This window comes from Hafnia sp., from assembly GCF_036648275.1.
In the GTDB taxonomy this organism is placed as follows: Bacteria; Pseudomonadota; Gammaproteobacteria; order Enterobacterales; family Enterobacteriaceae; genus Hafnia; species Hafnia alvei.
In genome coordinates, this window is sequence record NZ_JAVXIQ010000004.1 from 81,268 (window position 1) to 101,291 (window position 20,024).

A 20,024-nucleotide genomic window follows, 5' to 3' on the forward strand; every position below is an offset into this window, starting at 1 on the left:
CAGTTCCACCAGTTCCACCAGTTCCACCAGTTCCACCAGTTCCACCAGTTCCGCCAGTTCCGCCAGTTCCGCCAGTTCCGCCAGTTCCGCCAGTTCCACCAGTTCCGCCAGTTCCACCAGTTCCACCAGTTCCACCAGTTCCACCAGTTCCACCAGTTCCACCAGTTCCGCCGGTTCCGCCAGTTCCACCAGTTCCACCGTCATCACCAAACCCACAGCCGCCGTCTTTGCATTTTTCACATTCTTCACAATAGGGCGCTTCGGCCTCGAACGTTTCTAGCTGGGCTGGGGTTAGCGGTGGCGGCACGGCTAATTTCAGCGCCTCAAGAGGAGATTTTATGGAGAGTGCGGAGCCGCTCCCCGCGGAGCCTGTACCGATGTGCACGCCTGCAGACATATAAATGCCTGATGGATTGAGCGTGATAAATTTCCCACCGGCTTTGAGGGTTAACTCGGTTCCTGCATCAATAACGACTTTGCTACCGGCGCTGTAGTGGATTTCTTTGCTGGCCTTCACGATGTGGGATTTTCCGACCTTTTGTTGCAGACTTGCCCCTATCTCAAGCGAAACATCACCGCTGATTTTGCTGCGCATTTCTCCCTGAATGATTTCGTGGCGATCACGGGTTAGCTCGGTAATTTGATCTCGTTCTATTTTGTGATGCTGGTCGCGCAGAATTTGCCATTGCGCGTCGTTTTCAACACGGGCGTGGAAGTCTTTTTGAGCACGTAAATAGAGTTCTTCTTTGCCGGAGGTATCTTCGAAAGAGAGCTCGTTATAGCCTTGGCCTTTCAGAGTTTTACTGCGCAAAACGGTTTTGGTTTTATTGGCGGGTAAGGCATACGGGGGATGATTGAGCGCGTTGTAGGTCATTCCGGTGACGATAGGACGATCGACATCGCCGTTAAGGTAAGAGACGATCACCTCTTGTCCGATACGTGGAATGGCCATCATGCCGAAGCCGCTGCCGTTCCAGCCTTGCGATACGCGTATCCAACACGATGCTTTTTCATCCGCTGGGTTATAACGATCCCAGTGAAAATGCACGCGAATGCAGCCATCTTCATTCACATAGATCTCTTCACCAGCGGGCCCCACCACGGTTGCCACTTCGTCGCCGTCGGCGGTAGGTTTGTAGCGGTAGGGAGCGCGCCAATCAGTTCTCCCCGGAATGAAGCGAAAATGATTCGTTAGCGTGGTTCCCTGATGATGCTCGCCGTTATCTTGCTCAAGCGCTTCAGGCATTTTCCCATGATGCTCAATGGCGACGATTTGCCATTTGTCATTCATGGCGGCAACGGGGTGCTCGGTGAGCGTAAAAATCTCGCCCGGCATCAAGGCGGCGCAGTTAGACTGACCGGTTCCCGTGCGGCTGTCAGCTTGCAGTTGTTCAATACGATATTTGGTTAACGGGGTTGCTTCGCCGTCGTTTTGAAAACGGCCATAGCTTTCAAAGACTGAAAAAGAAGTCGGTTTACGCGAACTGCCGTTAGGCCAACCATCGAGCTGCAAACGGTCGGCAGGATTAAGGTAGTTGCGGTCTTTTTGCACGGTTTTTTGCGGGCGCATGTGCGCCCCAAAGCGCCATTGAGAAATGATATCGCCAGAAACAGCGCCTTTTGGGTGCGGGTTATAGGTTAGGGTACTGCCCGTTACCATGCCTAAATAGCTGTCGCTGTAGCACAAGCCTTTGGGTTCAAACCAAAAGACAAAACCTTCTTCGGCCGCCATACGGGTGAAGAATTCGAAGCCTGATTCGCGCTTTTGTGTCACATACTCATGTGCTGGGTGTGCGTCTTTCATCATCACACAGCTGCCCTGAACACAATGCTGCTTGAGTAATTCAGTCAGTAGGTCAGGTACTGATTTTTGATGATAAATGCGGCTGTCTTGATCAAGCGTCATCACCCACATGGCGGGGCGCACGGTGAGATAATAATAGGTGCGGCGAAAGCCGGAATCTCCCTGTTCGGCGCTGGTAACGACGCCGGTGACGATGCGTTTAACATCGCCATCAACGGTGATGGTCAACACGGCACTTTGTAGCAGCTGTGACTGCATATCGATGCTATCTGACGTGCTGACCAACGTGAGGGTGAGCGTAAACAACTCCGATAACCCTTCGCTCAAGTTGAATTCGGCAACGTCAAACGTCTCAATCGGTAGGGCACCGATTTGACAGGAAAAATAGAGACCAGTATCCATTGGCATGGTGCAACGTTCCTTATAGAAGCTCTATTGGGGAAGTAGAAAATCGTGGAGGGGAAAATATCGTGCTTGATGGGCTTTGTATGTAGTTAATTAATTATGCCAATGAGTTTAACTATTTGATTGTAATGAATATTAATGGTTATTTAATGCAGATTTAATGCTGGGAACAGCAAAGGTATAAACGCCGAGCAGTCAACGTCGGCGTTTAAATAGGATAGGTGAACTAATACATCCGTCGGCTCAGCCCCAGCGTATCGAGGATCTTGGTGGCAATCTCTTCGACTGAGTGATTGGTGGTGTTGAGATAGCGGATTTGATTTTTGCGATACAAGGCTTCAACTTCGGCTAGTTCCAGTCGGCACTGACGCATCGAGGCATAACGGCTATTTTCTCGGCGTCCTTCGCGAATCGCGGCAAGTCGGTCAGGGTTTATCGTTAGGCCAAAAAGCTTATGTTGATAGGCTTTAATCGCGGGCGGCAGTTGGAGGTTATCCATGTCATCGGCGGTAAAAGGATAGTTCGCGGCGCGGATACCGAACTGCATGGCGAGATAAAGGCTAGTGGGGGTTTTTCCACAGCGAGAAACGCCGAGTAAGATGACCTGTGCCTGATCGAGATTACGCAGAGAGATGCCATCGTCGTGCGCTAACGTGTAGTCAATGGCGGCGATACGGGCATCATACTTTAGTAGGTTATGTTCAGTCAGACCGTGGGTGAGATTGGCGACGTGAACTGGATTCATGCCTAATTCATCCTGCAACGGTGCCACCAGCGCCCGAACGATGTCCTGACAAAAGCCTTCGCTGCTGTGAATAATTTCGCGAATTTTAGGCGAGACAATGGAATAGAAGACTAGCGGGCGTGATCCGGTACGTTGATAGATATCGTTAATTTGCTGGCAGACCGCTTCGGCACGAGTTTCAGTTTCTACAAAGGGTAGGGTAAATGAGGTGATGTCGACGGGAAACTGCGACAGTACCGCGTGACCGAGAACTTCGGCGGTAATTGCCGTGCCATCTGAAATATAAAATACGCTTCTTTCCACTCCGCGCTCCTGTAGGGATTTTTCTGACGTAGTTCCTACTCTAGCGCACTCACATTTTATTTACATATTTTATATTTCAAACTGCAAGCATGCGAAAACATGCTTTAGCGGCATGCTTTTAACCGAAGAAGCAGCCAAATTCATCACGATCGACAATACGCATCGCAATACTGAAAGAGGGGACTGCATCGTCTTGATAGAGATGCCATTCGGCATTAGGGCGCATCCAGTAGAGGGTCCATTGTTTGGAGTCTTCTACATAGGTCACTTTTATAGAAGGCTGTTCAACCATTTTGGGCTTCTTACCTTCGTCTGAGGCGTGTAGCTCAAAAATGTCGATGTCATGGCCCGTAATTCGATATGAAAGGTCATTTTCATGGCGCAGGTTTTCGGCAGGGCGACGCTTCGATAAAAATAAATCCATACAGCGTTTAATATCTTGGAGCTCTAAATCGGTAAAAATCATGGCAATAACCTTAAATGTAAAATCTTTTGCTGTGATGTTTAAACAACTAACTCGATAGAACGGGATAAAAACAGATACGCGTGGTGACGGATTGATTAGCCAGAAGGATAACGTTTGAGGGGAAAACGTGTCAGGAACTCATCCATTGATGAAAATTATTGAATGCGTTTAATTACTGAAATTGACTAATCACGCAGTAAATTAACACTAAAATTGATTAATAGCTATTCAAAGCCTTCTGGGCACTGGTTTTTCAGTTTTATCTGTGTGGATATGGACTAATTAACCAAGGAAATCGTTTGCCTGTATCAAACCGATTGTCCTTCAGCTTTCTATGGTTTTTTGCTGACGGATTTCAGCAATTCTGAGTAGAAAAGTGCGGTTTGAAGAAAATTCATGATATTCACCAATAGGTGGATCGATTCACCTGTCTTGGCGAAACCCCACATTGTGCTAGTCTGAAAACGCCGGATTTACGGCCACAATTATTTTCTGTACCCATCTTTGAATGTGAAAAGGATTGTCTCGATGTCTAGTAATGGCCCTGACTTGCATAACGTGCTTTGGTACAACCAGCTCGGCATGCACGATGTTGATCGGGTGGGGGGCAAGAATGCCTCTCTGGGAGAAATGATCACCAATCTGTCTGAGCTTGGTGTTTCGGTGCCTAATGGTTTTGCTACTACCGCACAGGCATTCAATGATTTTCTGGAACAAAGCGGTGTTAACCAGCGTATTTATGATTTGCTGGATAAGACAGATATTGATGACGTAACACAACTGGCCAAAGCGGGCGCACAGATCCGTCAGTGGGTCGTTGAAACGCCATTTACTCCAGCATTAGAGCGTGACATTCGTAGTGCTTATCAACAACTGGCACAAGATAATGCCGATGCGTCTTTTGCCGTGCGTTCATCCGCGACGGCTGAAGATATGCCTGACGCATCATTTGCCGGTCAGCAAGAAACTTTCCTCAACGTTCAAGGTATCGACGCGGTGATGGTAGCGGTGAAGCATGTTTTTGCCTCGCTGTTTAACGATCGCGCCATTTCTTATCGTGTGCATCAAGGCTATGACCATCGTGGCGTTGCACTCTCTGCGGGCGTGCAGCTGATGGTGCGCTCGGATTTAGCTGCTGCGGGTGTGATGTTCACCATTGATACCGAATCGGGCTTCGATCAGGTTGTTTTCATTACTTCAGCCTACGGTCTGGGCGAAATGGTGGTGCAGGGTGCGGTAAACCCTGATGAGTTTTACGTTCACAAACCGACGCTGCAAAAGGGTAAACCTGCGATTGTGCGTCGCACCATGGGTTCGAAGAAAATCCGAATGGTGTATGCCGAAAGCCAAGAGCACGGCAAACAGGTTCGCATTGAAGATGTTGAAGATGACGCACGCAATCGCTTTAGTTTGAACGATCATGAAGTGGAGCAGTTGGCGCATCAGGCGCTAATGATTGAGCAACACTATGGTCGCCCAATGGATATCGAGTGGGCGAAAGATGGACACACCGGTAAGCTGTTTATCGTTCAGGCGCGCCCAGAAACCGTTCGTTCCAATGAACAAGTGATGGAGCGCTACCAACTGACGGGCCACAGCGAAGTCCTTACCGAAGGCCGAGCCATCGGTCATCGCATTGGTGCTGGGCCGGTAAAAGTTATCCATGACATCAGTGAAATGAACCGCATTGAGCCGGGTGATGTGCTGGTGACGGATATGACCGATCCTGATTGGGAACCAATCATGAAGAAAGCATCGGCCATTGTTACCAACCGAGGCGGACGTACCTGTCACGCGGCCATTATCGCACGTGAACTGGGTATTCCTGCAGTGGTGGGCTGTGGCGATGCCACGGAACATTTGCGTGACGGTCAGAAAGTCACAGTTTCCTGTGCCGAAGGCGATACCGGCTATGTTTACAGCGATATGCTGGACTTCACGGTGCATAGTTCTCAGGTTTCGACCATGCCTGATCTGCCGTTGAAGATTATGATGAACATTGGTAACCCGGACCGTGCCTTTGACTTTGCTCGCCTTCCTAACGAGGGTGTGGGTCTTGCGCGCTTGGAGTTCATCATTAACCGCATGATTGGCGTGCATCCGCGTGCTCTGCTCGAGTTTGACCAGCAAGATGCTGAGACTCAGGCGGAGATTAAGCAGATGATGCAAGGCTATGATAGCCCCGTCGAGTTTTACATCGGCCGCTTAACGGAAGGGATCGCCACGCTGGCGGCTGCATTCTGGCCAAAACGCGTTATCGTGCGCCTGTCTGACTTTAAGTCCAATGAGTATGCCAATCTGGTGGGCGGTGAGCGCTATGAGCCACATGAAGAGAACCCAATGCTGGGCTTCCGTGGTGCGGGCCGTTACGTTGCAGACAGCTTTAAAGATTGCTTTGCACTGGAATGTGCCGCGGTAAAACGCGTCCGTAATGATATGGGGCTGACTAACGTTGAAGTTATGATCCCATTTGTTCGTACGGTTGCTCAGGCTGAAGCGGTGGTTAAGCAACTGGCGTCGGAAGGGCTTAAACGCGGTGAGAACGATCTTAAGGTCATTATGATGTGTGAAATTCCATCAAATGCCCTGTTGGCCGATCAGTTCCTTGAACATTTCGATGGTTTCTCCATTGGCTCAAACGATATGACTCAGCTAACGCTGGGCTTGGACCGTGATTCCGGTGTGGTTTCTGAGCTGTTTGATGAACGCAATGAGGCTGTCAAAGCACTGCTTTCTATGGCGATCAGAGCGGCTAAGGCTCAAGGAAAATACGTGGGTATTTGCGGGCAGGGTCCTTCAGATCACGAAGATTTTGCGCGCTGGTTGATGGATGAAGGTATTGATAGTTTATCCTTAAATCCAGATACGGTAGTTCAAACGTGGATTAATTTGTCAGAAAAATAGATTCGGCTATAAATTAAACGAATCTTAAATTGAGCGACTGTTATTTACAGTCGCTTTTTTTATAATTTAAGATATTTTCGATGATTTATTAGGCTGGAAAAATAATAAAAAAAAAGCCCATCATAGGGAGATGGGCAAAGACTACACACAGCAATTCGGTAAGAAGTTACGCTTAAACAAAGCGGCTCCTTTAGGGGTACTTAGCAATCTAAGTTACTGAACATGATAGGTATGGTGGCTTAGATCGTCTTTAAGAATCATCTGAATCAGAATAGGTTATATTATATAACCCATTTTTAGTTATTACGATAGTTTGTTTTCAGCATATTTAAGAATAATCTTTAATGGTTGGATAATTAACCACAAATAAAAAAGATAAATATTTATTTATGATTAATTTAAGAAAAAACTTAAGGATATTCTTAATTGTGTCGCTTGTGTATTGAAAATAAATGCTGCGAGTTGTGAATAGTCTTAATTAAAAACGGGGCCATTGGCCCCGTGATGATATATCGATGTTTTTGATTCTGCTTAGAGCTGATCTAATTCACGCGCTACCTGTTCGACGTCTTTCACCGGCTCAGGCGCTTCATGTACCCAGGCAGAGACCAAGCGGTAAGAAACGGCAAGTACCACCGGACCGATAAATAGACCGATCATGCCGAAGGCCAACAGACCGCCGATAACGCCAGACAAAATGAGTATCATCGGCAAATCAGCACCCATGCGAATCAGCGCAGGACGCAGGAAGTTGTCCAGCGTACCTACCACACAGCTCCACACTAGCAGTACCGTTCCCCATGTGGTGTCACCACTCCAATACAGCCAGATGATGGCGGGAACCAGCACTATCAATGGCCCAAGCTGTGCCAAACAACAAATGAACATGAGCACCGTGAGCAGCGTGGCGTAGCCAATTCCGCTAATCGCCAGACCAATACCGCCGAGAACCGATTGTACCAGCGCGGTGACCACCACGCCGAGCGCAACGGCGCGGATAGCTTGAGCGGCAAGAACTACCGCCGCATCGCCACGTTCAGAGCCAAGGCGAACAGCAAAATGGCGGATACCTAAGGCGACATCTTCGCCACGGCTATAGAGCAGCGCACTGAATAGCAGCATCAGTGAACAATGCAATACGAATGAACCGACATGCGCGGCTTGAGCAACAAACCACGTGATGGTTTGACCAATGTAGGGCTGTATTTTGGCAATAATAATGCTGCCGCCACCGGCTAACATTGAATGCCAGCTGTTATACAGTTTGTGCCCAACGGCAGGAATGCTTTTTAACCAAAGCAGATCGGGAATAGACCAGTTTTTCGCGGACGATGCCCACTCAAGAACAGGGCCGCTATTATCAATAAGGCTGCCTATCACGAGGGCAATAGGAATAATGAAGAGTAGCAGTAATAATAACGTCATGAGCAACACTGCAATCCAGCGCTTACCCCAAAATATATTCTGCAATTTAATTAGCACTGGCCAAGTGGCGATAACAATCATGCTGGCCCATGCGAATCCAAGAATAAATGGTTGCACCACCCAAAGGCAGGCGACAATCATCAACGATACAAACAGAACCCCGAACATGATGCGGGGGAGATCGTATTTGTGCTGCGGTTTATACATTTGAAATCCATCCTAAAATAGAACATTGAGTTCCCTATGCCTATGATGACCCATCACGGGTAAAAACCCTAGCGTCACTATGTAAGAAAGCATAGCAGGTGGATGTAATTTAAGCGTGGATATTCAATCTTATAAGCAGATATCTCACGGCAGCTGAAAGCGATAAGCAAAGGGCTTACGCGGATGCCACTTAGTTGCTGGTGAAATAATGGACGATAAATGCCACTGTCGTTACTACGGCAAATAGCTGAGCACAAAATTCCACAGAGGTTTTAGGGAAATAAGACATAAAATGCACCTAATGAAATAATCAGAGTTGCAGTATCGATTTCGAACCTTAACGAAACATTAAGAAAATTGAGATTCTGATTTTTATAGGCAAAGTGAGAAGGCGTGAGTGCTCAGTAGAATGTTCGACTCACATCGCGTTTAGCCAGCGATATATTTGGTGTAGTTGCAATCGTATTGTTATCAAAGGGTAAATTTTGTTGCCGCTGACATCGGCATCCACGCTTTTTTTGTGATAGCTTCTTAGGTTCATGCTTTGCACATAAGCCATTCAGCGAAGCGCATGAATAATAAAAAAGGGTGGATCTGCCTTTCAGATTCAGGCACTGCGCATAGATGCAGACAGTTTCGATGTGAGCACGCTTTGATAAGCCTTATTTGATAAGCAACCATGACAGGGTTGAGACGGATGATCCCACAAATTTCTCAGGCACCAGGACTCGTTCAACTGGTGCTGGACTTCTTGCAATCGCTGAAAAGTAACGGTTTTACCGGCGATATGGATACTAGCTATGCGGCGCGCCTGACGATGGCCACCGACAACAGTATTTATCAATTATTACCGGATGCGGTGCTGTTCCCTCGTTCCACGCCCGATGTGGCATTGATTGCTCGCGTAGCAAGTGAAGAGCGCTATCGCTCGCTGGTGTTTACTCCGCGCGGTGGCGGTACAGGGACTAACGGACAATCCCTAAACCGCGGTATTGTGGTGGATATGTCACGCCACATGAATCGTATTCTGGAGATTAACCCAGAAGAAGGCTGGGTAAGGGTTGAAGCTGGGGTTATCAAAGATCAGCTAAATCAATATTTAAAGCCTTTCGGCTACTTTTTTGCACCAGAACTTTCCACCAGTAATCGTGCCACGCTTGGGGGGATGATAAACACCGATGCTTCAGGGCAAGGCTCACTGGTGTATGGCAAAACGTCTGATCATGTATTAGGGCTGCGAACTGTTTTGCTGGGCGGCGAGCTTCTGGATACCGCTCCCATCCCGGTCGAACTGGCGGAAAAACTTGCGCAAAGCGGCTCACTGGGAGGAAAAATCTATCGCGCAGTGGTGGATTCCTGCCGAAATAACCGCACGCTGATTATTGATAAATTCCCCGCGTTAAACCGTTTTCTAACCGGCTATGATTTGCGCCACGTATTTAGCGATGATATGCAAACGTTTGACCTGACGCGCATTATCACAGGATCTGAAGGGACTCTGGCGTTCGTGACAGAAGCCAAACTCGATATAACTCCGATCCCGAAAGTGCGGCGGTTGGTGAATATTAAATATGACTCCTTCGATTCTGCGCTGCGTAACGCGCCTTATATGGTTGAGGCAAAGGCGTTGTCGGTGGAAACCGTGGATTCACGGGTTCTGAATCTGGCGCGTGAAGACATTGTTTGGCATTCCGTTAGCGAAATGATTTTAGATGTTCCCAATAAAGAGATGCTGGGGCTCAATATCGTTGAGTTTGCCGGTGACGATCTGGCGTTGATTGATGCGCGTGTTGCTTCATTATGCCAACGCATGGACGAGCTGATAGCGGCACAGCAAGCTGGGGTGATCGGCTATCAAGTTTGCGAAGATCTCTCGGGTATAGAACGCATCTATGCGATGCGCAAAAAAGCGGTGGGGCTACTGGGTAATGCGAAGGGGCAGGCTAAGCCGATCCCTTTCGTGGAGGATACTTGCGTACCACCACAGCATCTGGCCGATTATATTGCTGAGTTTCGCGCGTTGCTCGATAGCCACAATTTAGCCTATGGCATGTTTGGTCACGTTGATGCGGGCGTTTTGCATGTGCGACCTGCCTTAGATATGTGCGATCCTCAGCAGGAAATGCTGATGGAAACGCTATCCGATAAAGTGGTTGAACTCACGGCCAAGTACGGTGGCTTGCTGTGGGGAGAGCATGGTAAAGGTTTTCGTGCTCAATACAGCCCTGAATTCTTTGGTGACACGTTGTTTACCGAATTGCGCCGCATCAAAGCCGCGTTTGATCCGGACAATCGCCTGAATCCGGGGAAAATTTGTTCTCCACTCGACTGCGATGAACCGATGATGCAGGTCGATGCCCAAAAGCGTGGAACCTTCGACAGACGCATTCCGCTTCAGGTGCGAACTGAATATCGTGGTGCGATGGAGTGCAACGGCAATGGCTTGTGCTTTAACTTTGATGTGCGCAGCCCCATGTGTCCGTCGATGAAAATCACCGGCGATAGAATTCATTCGCCTAAAGGCCGAGCTACGCTGGTGCGCGAATGGCTGCGATTGCTTTCCGAGCAGGGAGTCGACCCGTTAACCCTTGAACAAAAATTGGGTGAACGATCAACCGTGCGCGGAATGATTGAAAAAACACGTAATTCTTGGCACGCCAAAAAAGGCGAATATGATTTCTCGCACGAGGTCAAAGACGCCATGTCAGGCTGTTTGGCCTGCAAAGCCTGTTCAACCCAATGCCCGATCAAAATTGATGTTCCCGGTTTTCGCGCCAAGTTTTTACAGCTATATCACACGCGTTATCTGCGGCCGGTACGTGACTATCTGGTCGCAGGCGTTGAAAGCTACACACCGTTGATGGCGAAGGCGCCTAAGGTATTTAACTTCTTCTTCAGCCAGCCGTGGCTGCGTAGTATGAGTGAAAAACGGATTGGCATGGTGGATTTACCGTTACTGTCGACGCCAACGCTTAAGCAGTCGCTAGCAGGTCACAGTGCCTATCAAACCACCTTGGAACAGCTCGAAAAACTGGGCGAGCAAGATCGCCAGCGCCATGTGTTGATCGTGCAGGATCCCTTCACGACTTACTATGATGCTCAGGTAGTGGCAGATTTTGTTCGCTTGGTTGAACGCTTAGGATTTCAGCCCGTCCTACTGCCGTTTTCGCCGAATGGCAAGGCTCAGCATATCAAAGGCTTCCTCACTCGTTTTGCCAAAACTGCCCAAAAAACGGCAGACTTTCTCAATCGCGTTGCGCGTTTGGGAATGCCAATGGTGGGTGTCGATCCCGCGTTGGTGCTGTGCTACCGCGATGAGTATCGTGAGATTTTAGGTGACCAGCGGGGAGATTTCAGCGTGCAGTTGGTTCACGAGTGGCTGCAAAAAGCATTGCCTCAGCCGCAGGAGACACCGCCACAAACGGGGGAGTCATGGTACTTGTTCGGACACTGTACTGAAACGACGGCCTTGCCTGCCAGCACACAGCAGTGGCAGAAAATATTTGCCCGCTATGGCGCTACCTTAGAAAATGTCAGCGTTGGATGCTGTGGCATGGCTGGAACTTATGGCCATGAGAGTAAGAACCTCGCTAACTCGCTGGGCATTTATGAGCTATCGTGGCATCAGGCACTGCAACGCTTGCCGCGTCAGCGCTGTCTTGCTCCTGGCTATTCTTGCCGCAGCCAGGTTAAACGCATTGAAGGAAACGGATTACGCCATCCACTACAGGCACTTTTGGAGATTGTTCGATGATTTGGAAACGTGCGGCAACGCTTGAGCAGCTTAATCAAACCGGTGCCGATTGTATGGTCGGCCATCTTGATATCCAAATTACCCGTATGGGTGATGATGAACTCGAAGGGACGATGCCGGTCGATCGTCGCACGACGCAGCCTTTCGGCTTGCTGCATGGCGGGGCTTCAGTGGTATTAGCCGAAACGCTAGGCTCGCTGGCTGGCTATCTGTGTAGTGAAGGTAAGCAGCAAGTGGTTGGCTTAGAAATTAATGCTAATCACATTCGTGCGGTGCGTGAAGGGCGAGTTCGAGGCGTGTGTAAGGCCGTACATGTTGGTCGACGCCATCAGGTGTGGCAGATAGAAATTTTTGATCAGCAAAATCGCTTATGCTGCACCTCTCGGCTAACGACCGCGGTGATTGATCCCGCTTAAATCATGAATCTTATCGCTACGCCCTTTAGTCAAGCTGAAGGGCGTATCTATTTACGCCATATACTGAGTGAAATTTCCCTGAAGGTTTAAATTTCAAAACGTTAAGGCTAGTATTAGATATCGTTTTTTTGCGACTGAAAGAGGATGCCGTGACTGATACTAATGTCATTTCGGGTGAACAGTTAAAAATTCAGGATGCTGTTTATGCTTTGCAGCTCGACGGCAAAGGTGGAAGCGTTCCGGTTACGGATCTCACGCAGGCGACCTGCGAACATCCTTGTTGGCTACATTTGGATTATGCGCGCCAAGAAACTCAACGCTGGCTGACAAACTCTGTGTTGTTGCCTGACTCCGTACGCGAGTGTCTGGGCGGTGAAAGCATGCGTCCGCGCGTGACACGCTTGGGCGACGGCACCATGATTACGCTGCGTAGCATTAACTTCAATAACGATTCACGCCCCGATCAATTGGTGGTAATACGCCTCTATATGACGGGTAAGCTGGTGGTGTCGACGCGCCATCGTAAAGTGTATGCCATTGACGAAGTGCTGACCGATCTGCAAAACGGCACTGGCCCTGTGAGCAGCGGCGATTTATTAGTACAGGTTGCCGATGCGCTAACTGACCATGCCAGCGAATTCATTGAAGACCTGCATGATAAAATTATCGATCTTGAAGACAATCTGCTCGACCAACAGGTTCCTGAGCGTGGACAGCTTGCGCTAATTCGCAAACAGCTGATTGTGCTACGTCGCTATATGGCGCCACAGCGCGATGTTTTTGCCCGCTTGGCCAGTGAACGTTTACCGTGGATGACCGATGACGATCGCCGCCGTATGCAGGATATTTCAGATCGTCTTGGCCGTGGCTTGGATGACTTAGACGGCAGCATTGCGCGTACTGCTATTCTGGCTGATGAAATTTCAAACCTGATGGCGGATGCGATGAACCGCCGTACCTATACGATGTCGTTGCTGGCCATGCTGTTCCTGCCAACGACATTTTTAACCGGGCTTTTTGGGGTGAACTTAGGTGGTATTCCTGGTAATACGTCGCCGGTTGCGTTTGCTACGTTCTGCTTTTTGCTAGTTTTGTTGTGTGTTTTCGTTGTGGTCTGGTTAAAACGTAGTAAATGGTTGTAAATACTCACGGCGGAATTTTTGTGGCAAATCAAAGAAATCGGTATGAATAGCCAAAACAGCCCGCGATATTGAGCCATATCAACATTTATACTTTAGAGGTAGGGCAAACTTCATTTCGCAGGTGAATGCAACGCCAAGCGATGGGCGTTGCGCTCCATATTGTCTTACTTCCTAATTTTTTGAATTATTGCATAGCACATTTAATTCGTAACATGCCGACTTTTAGTCGGCATTTTTTTTGCCTTCTCAAACTAATCTATTTCCACTACTGCCTTGCATATTTCGTTTTCCAACGAAGCATTACCTCTATAAACCGCTAACTTAACGCTTATCTACGGAGCGGAGAGAAATCATGATCGCGGTAATCTTTGAGGCAAAAACCAACCCAAATCAGCAGGAGCGTTACTTACAGCTCGCTAATGAACTCAGACCATTGTTAGAAGAGATCGAGGGATTCATCAGTATCGAACGTTTTCAAAGTTTGACTGTGCAAGGAAAAATTCTGTCACTGTCGTGGTGGCGTGATGAAAATGCGGTGTTAGCGTGGAGGAATAATGTTTTCCATCAGGCAGCTCAGATTGAGGGGCGTGAATCCATTTTCTTAAACTATACAATCCGAGTTGCTCATGTTGCTAGAGCTTATTCTTCAGAAGATAAAGGATAAGCAAATATGCATGATATCCATATTGTGTTGAAAAATGCACCGGGTGAGTTGGCTTGGTTAAACAAGATCCTTGCACTTAATGGTATTAGGGTTGAGGGGGGATGTGTATTAGCGGTAGAAGGACATTGCCATGTGCATTTTCTGGTCGGTAATGGACACCGAACGAAGGCTGTACTCGAGGGTGAGGGCTTTCGCGTTTGCCATATCCAGCATCCTTTGATTGTAGGATTTCAGCAGGATCGATTGGGGGAAATTACCGCTGCGTTGTCGATCAAAGGTGTTAATGTTTTAGCCCATTATTGCGATCGGGCGAATCGGCTTATTTTTATTACAGATAATGAGAAAATTGCCCTGCAAGCCACGGAGTTATGGGCCGTTCAGACCTAATTGAGATGCCAATACATGAATACCGAGCTGATTGATAATGCTGATGCACTTGAGCTTTCTATGGCAGCAGTAGCTGCCGCGATGTCAGACCCATCACGAGTGAAAATTCTTTGCGCATTGATGGATGGTAGGGCATGGACAGCGACAGAGCTGAGCGCCGTTACTGAAGTCTCGGCTTCGACGGCAAGTGCACATTTGAGCCGATTGCTGACGAATAAGTTAATTATTTGCCTTTCTCAAGGCCGGCATCGCTATTACCGACTAGCAGGAAACGAAACGGCAGAGCTTATTGAAATGATAATGGGGGTTTCGTGGCAGCGAAACCCTGTTCAAAAGACACGTGCACCACTTGAGCTACGAGAGCTAAGAACCTGCTACAACCATTTGGCGGGGGAGGTTGCGGTGAAAATATATGATTCAATGAGTCATGCTGGGTGGTTTAATTCTGAAGGAACTTCGTTAACAGATTTAGGCCATAGACAATTTAAAATGCTCGGTATTCATCTCGACACGAATACCAAAGGTAAAGTTTGCTGTGGATGTGTGGACTGGAGTGAGCGTCGATTTCATCTTGGTGGCGAGGCTGGGGCAAAATTACTATTACACTGCGAGCATAAGCAATGGATACAAAGAGTTAAAGGATTTCGTAAGGTAAACATAACGCCAGATGGCAGAAGGGCAATGGCGAGGCTTTTTAATATCGATGGCTAGCACTCAGATATAAAAACGCCGCTTTGCGCGGCGTTTATTTTACTGATGAGTCATTATTTCACTTCAACGACATCCAAACGTACCACGCTATCGAAGTTTGGTGCATCTTCATCATCAGCTAATCCGACGGGGATCAGAGGCAGCTCTTCGCGGTCAAAAGCCAAATCACCGCCGTCGACAACTTCGCCGCCGTGCTGAATGCCTTTAAAATCAAACAGATTGATATCAGCAAGATGCGAAGGTACTACGTTCTGCATCGCACTAAACATGGTTTCGATGCGGCCAGGATGACGACGATCCCAATCACGCAGCATATCTTTGATGACCTGACGCTGTAAGTTCGGCTGTGAGCCGCACAGGTTGCACGGAATGATTGGGAAAGCGCGTGCTTCAGCGAAACGTTCAATATCTTTTTCACGGCAGTAGGCCAGCGGACGAATAACGATGTGCTTGCCGTCATCACTCATCAATTTAGGTGGCATGCCTTTCAGCTTGCCGCCGTAGAACATGTTTAAGAACAGCGTTTGCAGCATGTCATCACGATGATGGCCTAATGCAATCTTAGTGGCGCCCAGTTCGGTCGCGGTGCGATACAAGATCCCACGACGTAGGCGAGAGCAGAGTGAGCAGGTGGTTTTGCCTTCTGGAATCTTTTCTTTAACTATGCCATAGGTATTTTCTTCTACGATTTTATATTCTACGCCGATGCTTTCTAAATACGCTGGCAGGATATCCTCGGGGAACCCGGGCTGTTTCTGATCAAGATTCACGGCGATTAAGCTGAAATTGATAGGCGCGCTTTGTTGCAGGTTGCGCAGGATTTCCAGCATGGTGTAGCTGTCTTTGCCACCGGATAAGCAAACCATAATACGGTCGCCTTCTTCGATCATGTTGTAATCGACGATGGCTTCACCCACATTGCGGCGCAGGCGTTTTTGTAGCTTGTTGAGGTTGTATTGATCTTTCTTGTTGATGGTTTGTTCTTCTGACATTGAATATGTATCCGGTGTTATGAGGCTCGCAGGGTTAAGCACCCAACGCGCAATAATCATGGCAGACTATCAGGCCTGATGGGCAAGGCCAACTGCATCTAACCTACGCGGTTAGCGCATGTTCTGCTTCGTGGCGTGTATGGTACGGATTACGGCGACGAATTCCAGCGAGTTTTACAGCTTTGTTCCACATTGCCCCGAAATGACGGTAGTCTTTTCTTTAAGCATAAGCGCAGAGTGCTTCGTAGAGTTTATTATTTCGTTTTTATAGATAAATAATCGACAGTTCAAACTGTTACATCGCGAAGGAGCTATTTCTAATAATCTTTGTATGATGAATTTTACTGTCGTATGTAAATTGTTTATCTTGGTAATTGTATGGTTTAAGTCAAATAACTGACTTTTTTAACTTAAATGAAGAAATTTTCATGTGTAATCTGCTGTTCAGCGATTCTTTTTATCGGTTTTGTTGCAACAATGTTGATGATGATGCTCCTCGTTAAAATTATCATATGGGCTGCCCCAATACTTTTTAACGATCACCACAACTATATTTTCTTAAAGGAAGATATTGAATTACATCGTTTAGAGCATTTATTTAAAACGGTTTCATTCAATCTTGGAGACTCATTGATTAATTCAGCTTGAGATGCTTATTTTGAGCAGTTCATGCTAGGCCCCATGCTAAATCAATCATCAACAGGCGCTATCTGACGATTTTTGTTGGTTGTATTTAGCTCGGGGCTAACGGTTAAAACTATTGAACATTGAGACTATACGTTAATTTTGAGCCTGTTTGGTAGTGCGCTGGTTCTATAACGACGTTCCATATTCCTTCCAGAGGAATGTCAATATTTGCTGGGAAGTTACAAAAATACCCTCCGAAGTAGCTAGCCCCATCTCCATCATTGTATGAGTGATAATTACGCTCATCCATGAGTAAAACCATCGCTGGCTGCGAGCAGGTTACAAGTAAGAGCGAATTTTGCTGTAGAAACAGTTTTCTGTGTGGCATAGAAAAAACCTATAAAAGAGAAAAGGCCCTTGCATCCGAATTCAAGCAAGGGTGCCAAAAAGCTAAATAGGGAAATGTTAAATTGATAAGCAGCACTTGATAAACAATGTGATGGCGAATCGGATTATGAGTGCTTGAACACGTTTGTGCAATAAAAATGGAACTAAAAATAAACTTTATTTTAACAAATATGCAGTTTTTCTAATGTAACAAGAGAGGTGTTAGAAAGGTAATGGCTCAAAGTTCCAGTCGATACATGCCTGCAGGCTGATATGGGTATCAGCCTGAGCTACATTGCCGAACTTGGTGCTAATTAGACGGGGTGGTTAGCAGATGCAAAAACTAAGAATAGGGCTTTGAAGTGCTAGCTAGCGGGTGATTGAGTCATTTTTTAAGCCAAACCACAAGTTTTCTTAGTGCTTCATCAAAAAACAAGAGAGGGTACTTCCACACTTCAATTTCTCTCTAACCTCTAATCTCTTGTACATAGATTTAAGTGTGTTCTTGTTTTCTTTAGGAATGCCCATATCGCAGTTAGAAACTGAGAAAGCGAGTATCACTGAAGCTGCAGTGAGAACAGCATTGTTCAATGTTTTGCCCTCGTTGAGATATTTATACAAATAATAGCACTCCTAAATATTTGTTAAACAAATCGCAGATAATTATTTTGTCTCACACTGTTAGGAATTCTCCACATAGGTATTTAACCGTAGATAACGAACCCCGTACTCATGTACAAAAGCGTCTTATGAATATTATTAGCATGAATATAATTTCAATCATTGGCGGTGGTTGCGATGGGAGAGGGAATGTAGTTTTGAACGTTATTACTTTAGATGATAATTACAATTATCTATCGATGTAAAAATCAATTAGCAGAGGACAGCAGCACATGAGTTACACAGATACCATGCTTACCGACATGTTGAACACGGCGAATGAAGGGAAATGCTAACAATATAAAATTACTAACTTAATTTATTATCAACGATGTAAAACTAAAGCCCCTAAATTAGGGGCCAAAGATTATTTTCTACCCAGCAAATAGCCTATAATTAGGCCAATACCGGCTGAGATAGCCACCGAGGCAAGAGGATTTGTTTCTACTTGCTGTTTTGCTGTATCCATCGCGTCAGAGGCTGCACCTAGACCTTTGCCGTAAATTTGTCTGGCTTGTCCTTCTAATCGATGTTGGTGTGAATTGGTCGCTTCGCCATAGGATGCTTCTACTTGACCAGCTGCTTCATTTGCCACGCCTTTCGCTTTTTCGAACATACCCATAAATTAGCTCCTTATTAAATAAAAACGACTTATTCAGCATAGAAGAGAATTTTGAATCCTGCTGGCTATAAGACTATAGTAATATCGATGTTTGCGTTAAGCTATTGATTTTATTTATTAAATCTCTTGAGTGGTTCTGTTCGTTCTCATAAAGCCGCGCCCGCGGTTTCTACTGGTTATTCGCGAGCGGCTACATCGGGTTCCAACGTTCGAGCTATTTCTATTTATATAGGTATTTATATGGGTATGCCTGTTCAGGTATTTGATAAGTTTTATGCCAGTCCGTATGCACGCGCCTGCTCTATTTGGTCAAACAAATTTGCTAGGTGTATTAAAAAGATAGAGTGAATAGGGGGATTATTTTTCCGTGACTAAAATAGTTGGAGCAGAAATTTTTATCTAGTTCAATGAATAGTTATACGCAAAATTATATCGGTGTTGTTTAAAAAATATTGTTTTCATTGCCGATACTGATGACCCATTATCGCTTCGTAACCAGATTATTACTTGATTAAATTAAAAAGAAATAAAATGAAGCGTGAAAAATATGAGTTGTTAACTGCTGATAATGCGATGCTTTTATTAGTAGATAATCAGGACGGCACGATGAGTTGGACAAATACTCTTCCATTACGTGATCTGAAGAGAAATACCTTATTGCTGACTAAAGCCGCAAAAGCAATAGGTATGCCAATGATTATGACAACTAGTATGGAAACTGAAGCTCAAGGGCCATTGATGCATGAGTTGCAGGATATTGTCCCAGATATTTATGACAATCGAATCAAACGTGAAGGCATTGTCGATGCATTTATGGATCCTGCTTTTGAAAAAGAAGTTAAAAATACAAAACGCTGCCGTATTATTATTGCGGGAATTACGACTGAGGTATGTGTAACGTTTCCTACCATCAGAGCACTTCGTGAAGGTTATGATGTGTTTGATGTTCAGGATGCTTCTGCGGCGGTAACAAAAATAGCAGAAGACGCAGCTATGCGCCGTATGGAGGCTGAAGGTGCCGTTCCTGTCTCTACATTGCAGATTGTTGCTGAATTAGCAAAAAGCTGGGCTTCTGACGAGGGTAAAATTCTGAATGAATATCTTTTTGAAGATTTGTTTTCAAAATTATAATCATTAAAACTCACTCTTATTGACTAACACACATCTCGAAATCAAGTACCCATGGAGCCAGGGGCATTGACGCGAATATACTAAAGCACACGTGAAATTAGTAGCACGTGAAACATAAACTTATGCAAAAAAGTTTATGGTGTTTTACCGTGTATTCTACAAAGTATTGATGGACGAGATGTTGTGTTTGTTACGAATTTGCGCCGGTGTATAATACATAGACCGGTATATCTATAATAAGAATCGAACCTTAGTAAGCCTCAGTTAGAAGG

Annotated in this window: 15 protein-coding genes and 1 pseudogene; 8 read left to right on the forward strand and 8 right to left on the reverse strand. The window is 46.4% G+C overall.

Annotated features, from left to right (window positions below):
• The 3 genes from RSC70_RS05635 to RSC70_RS05645 all read right to left on the reverse strand — a co-directional run.
• A partial coding sequence (locus tag RSC70_RS05635) for a type VI secretion system Vgr family protein (RefSeq protein ID WP_332541977.1) occupies window positions 1-2,212 on the reverse strand: 2,212 nt, incomplete at its 3' end.
• A gap of 223 nt (window positions 2,213-2,435) precedes the next feature.
• The gene (gene ppsR / locus RSC70_RS05640; protein WP_025801296.1) at window positions 2,436-3,257 is read right to left on the reverse strand and encodes a posphoenolpyruvate synthetase regulatory kinase/phosphorylase PpsR; all 822 of its coding nucleotides are present in this window, start codon (window positions 3,255-3,257) and stop codon (window positions 2,436-2,438) included.
• 118 nt (window positions 3,258-3,375) lie between these two features.
• Entirely contained in the window at window positions 3,376-3,723 is a 348-nt protein-coding gene (locus RSC70_RS05645) for a DUF3024 domain-containing protein (protein ID WP_040044993.1), read from the reverse strand.
• Window positions 3,724-4,251: 528 nt separating this feature from the next.
• On the opposite strand from RSC70_RS05645, the gene ppsA reads away from it, so the two are divergent.
• The gene (gene ppsA, locus RSC70_RS05650; RefSeq protein WP_025801298.1) at window positions 4,252-6,627 is read left to right on the forward strand and encodes a phosphoenolpyruvate synthase; all 2,376 of its coding nucleotides are present in this window, start codon (window positions 4,252-4,254) and stop codon (window positions 6,625-6,627) included.
• A gap of 531 nt (window positions 6,628-7,158) precedes the next feature.
• Here the strand turns inward: ppsA and ydiK are convergent.
• A complete protein-coding gene (ydiK, locus tag RSC70_RS05655; RefSeq protein WP_130971222.1) occupies window positions 7,159-8,259 on the reverse strand; it encodes an AI-2E family transporter YdiK in 1,101 nt (366 codons plus the stop codon).
• Between the two features lie 697 nt (window positions 8,260-8,956).
• On the opposite strand from ydiK, the gene ydiJ reads away from it, so the two are divergent.
• The 6 genes from ydiJ (at window position 8,957) to RSC70_RS05685 (ending at window position 15,333) form a co-directional block, all read left to right on the forward strand.
• Entirely contained in the window at window positions 8,957-12,013 is a 3,057-nt protein-coding gene (gene ydiJ, locus RSC70_RS05660) for a D-2-hydroxyglutarate dehydrogenase YdiJ (protein ID WP_332541980.1), read from the forward strand.
• Entirely contained in the window at window positions 12,010-12,429 is a 420-nt protein-coding gene (gene menI / locus RSC70_RS05665) for a 1,4-dihydroxy-2-naphthoyl-CoA hydrolase (RefSeq protein ID WP_046459535.1), read from the forward strand. The genes ydiJ and menI overlap by 4 nt, the downstream gene beginning before the upstream one ends.
• A gap of 134 nt (window positions 12,430-12,563) precedes the next feature.
• A complete protein-coding gene (zntB, locus tag RSC70_RS05670) occupies window positions 12,564-13,571 on the forward strand; it encodes a zinc transporter ZntB (protein ID WP_408581962.1) in 1,008 nt (335 codons plus the stop codon).
• 352 nt (window positions 13,572-13,923) lie between these two features.
• Entirely contained in the window at window positions 13,924-14,235 is a 312-nt protein-coding gene (locus RSC70_RS05675; protein WP_282807027.1) for an antibiotic biosynthesis monooxygenase family protein, read from the forward strand.
• 6 nt (window positions 14,236-14,241) lie between these two features.
• Window positions 14,242-14,622: an amino acid-binding protein gene (locus RSC70_RS05680; RefSeq protein ID WP_115102690.1), complete on the forward strand. Its 381-nt coding sequence runs from the start codon at window positions 14,242-14,244 to the stop codon at window positions 14,620-14,622.
• Window positions 14,623-14,637: 15 nt separating this feature from the next.
• The gene (locus RSC70_RS05685) at window positions 14,638-15,333 is read left to right on the forward strand and encodes an ArsR/SmtB family transcription factor (protein ID WP_332541983.1); all 696 of its coding nucleotides are present in this window, start codon (window positions 14,638-14,640) and stop codon (window positions 15,331-15,333) included.
• 53 nt (window positions 15,334-15,386) lie between these two features.
• On the opposite strand, the gene ttcA is transcribed toward RSC70_RS05685, so the two are convergent.
• From ttcA to RSC70_RS05700, 4 genes and pseudogenes are all read right to left on the reverse strand, one after another.
• Window positions 15,387-16,325, reverse strand: a complete 939-nt coding sequence (ttcA, locus tag RSC70_RS05690) for a tRNA 2-thiocytidine(32) synthetase TtcA (protein WP_332541984.1) — start codon at window positions 16,323-16,325, stop codon at window positions 15,387-15,389.
• Window positions 16,326-16,455: 130 nt separating this feature from the next.
• A pseudogene (locus RSC70_RS05695) lies at window positions 16,456-16,524 on the reverse strand (hypothetical protein); the annotation flags it as partial.
• Between the two features lie 558 nt (window positions 16,525-17,082).
• The gene (locus tag RSC70_RS21015; RefSeq protein ID WP_071842627.1) at window positions 17,083-17,340 is read right to left on the reverse strand and encodes a DUF1883 domain-containing protein; all 258 of its coding nucleotides are present in this window, start codon (window positions 17,338-17,340) and stop codon (window positions 17,083-17,085) included.
• Window positions 17,341-18,366: 1,026 nt separating this feature from the next.
• Entirely contained in the window at window positions 18,367-18,621 is a 255-nt protein-coding gene (locus RSC70_RS05700) for a glycine zipper domain-containing protein (protein WP_052439889.1), read from the reverse strand.
• 531 nt (window positions 18,622-19,152) lie between these two features.
• On the opposite strand from RSC70_RS05700, the gene RSC70_RS05705 reads away from it, so the two are divergent.
• Window positions 19,153-19,752 (forward strand): isochorismatase family protein, encoded by a 600-nt coding sequence (locus RSC70_RS05705; RefSeq protein WP_332541986.1) that lies wholly within the window; start codon window positions 19,153-19,155, stop codon window positions 19,750-19,752.
• The last annotated feature ends 272 nt before the right edge of the window (window positions 19,753-20,024 follow it).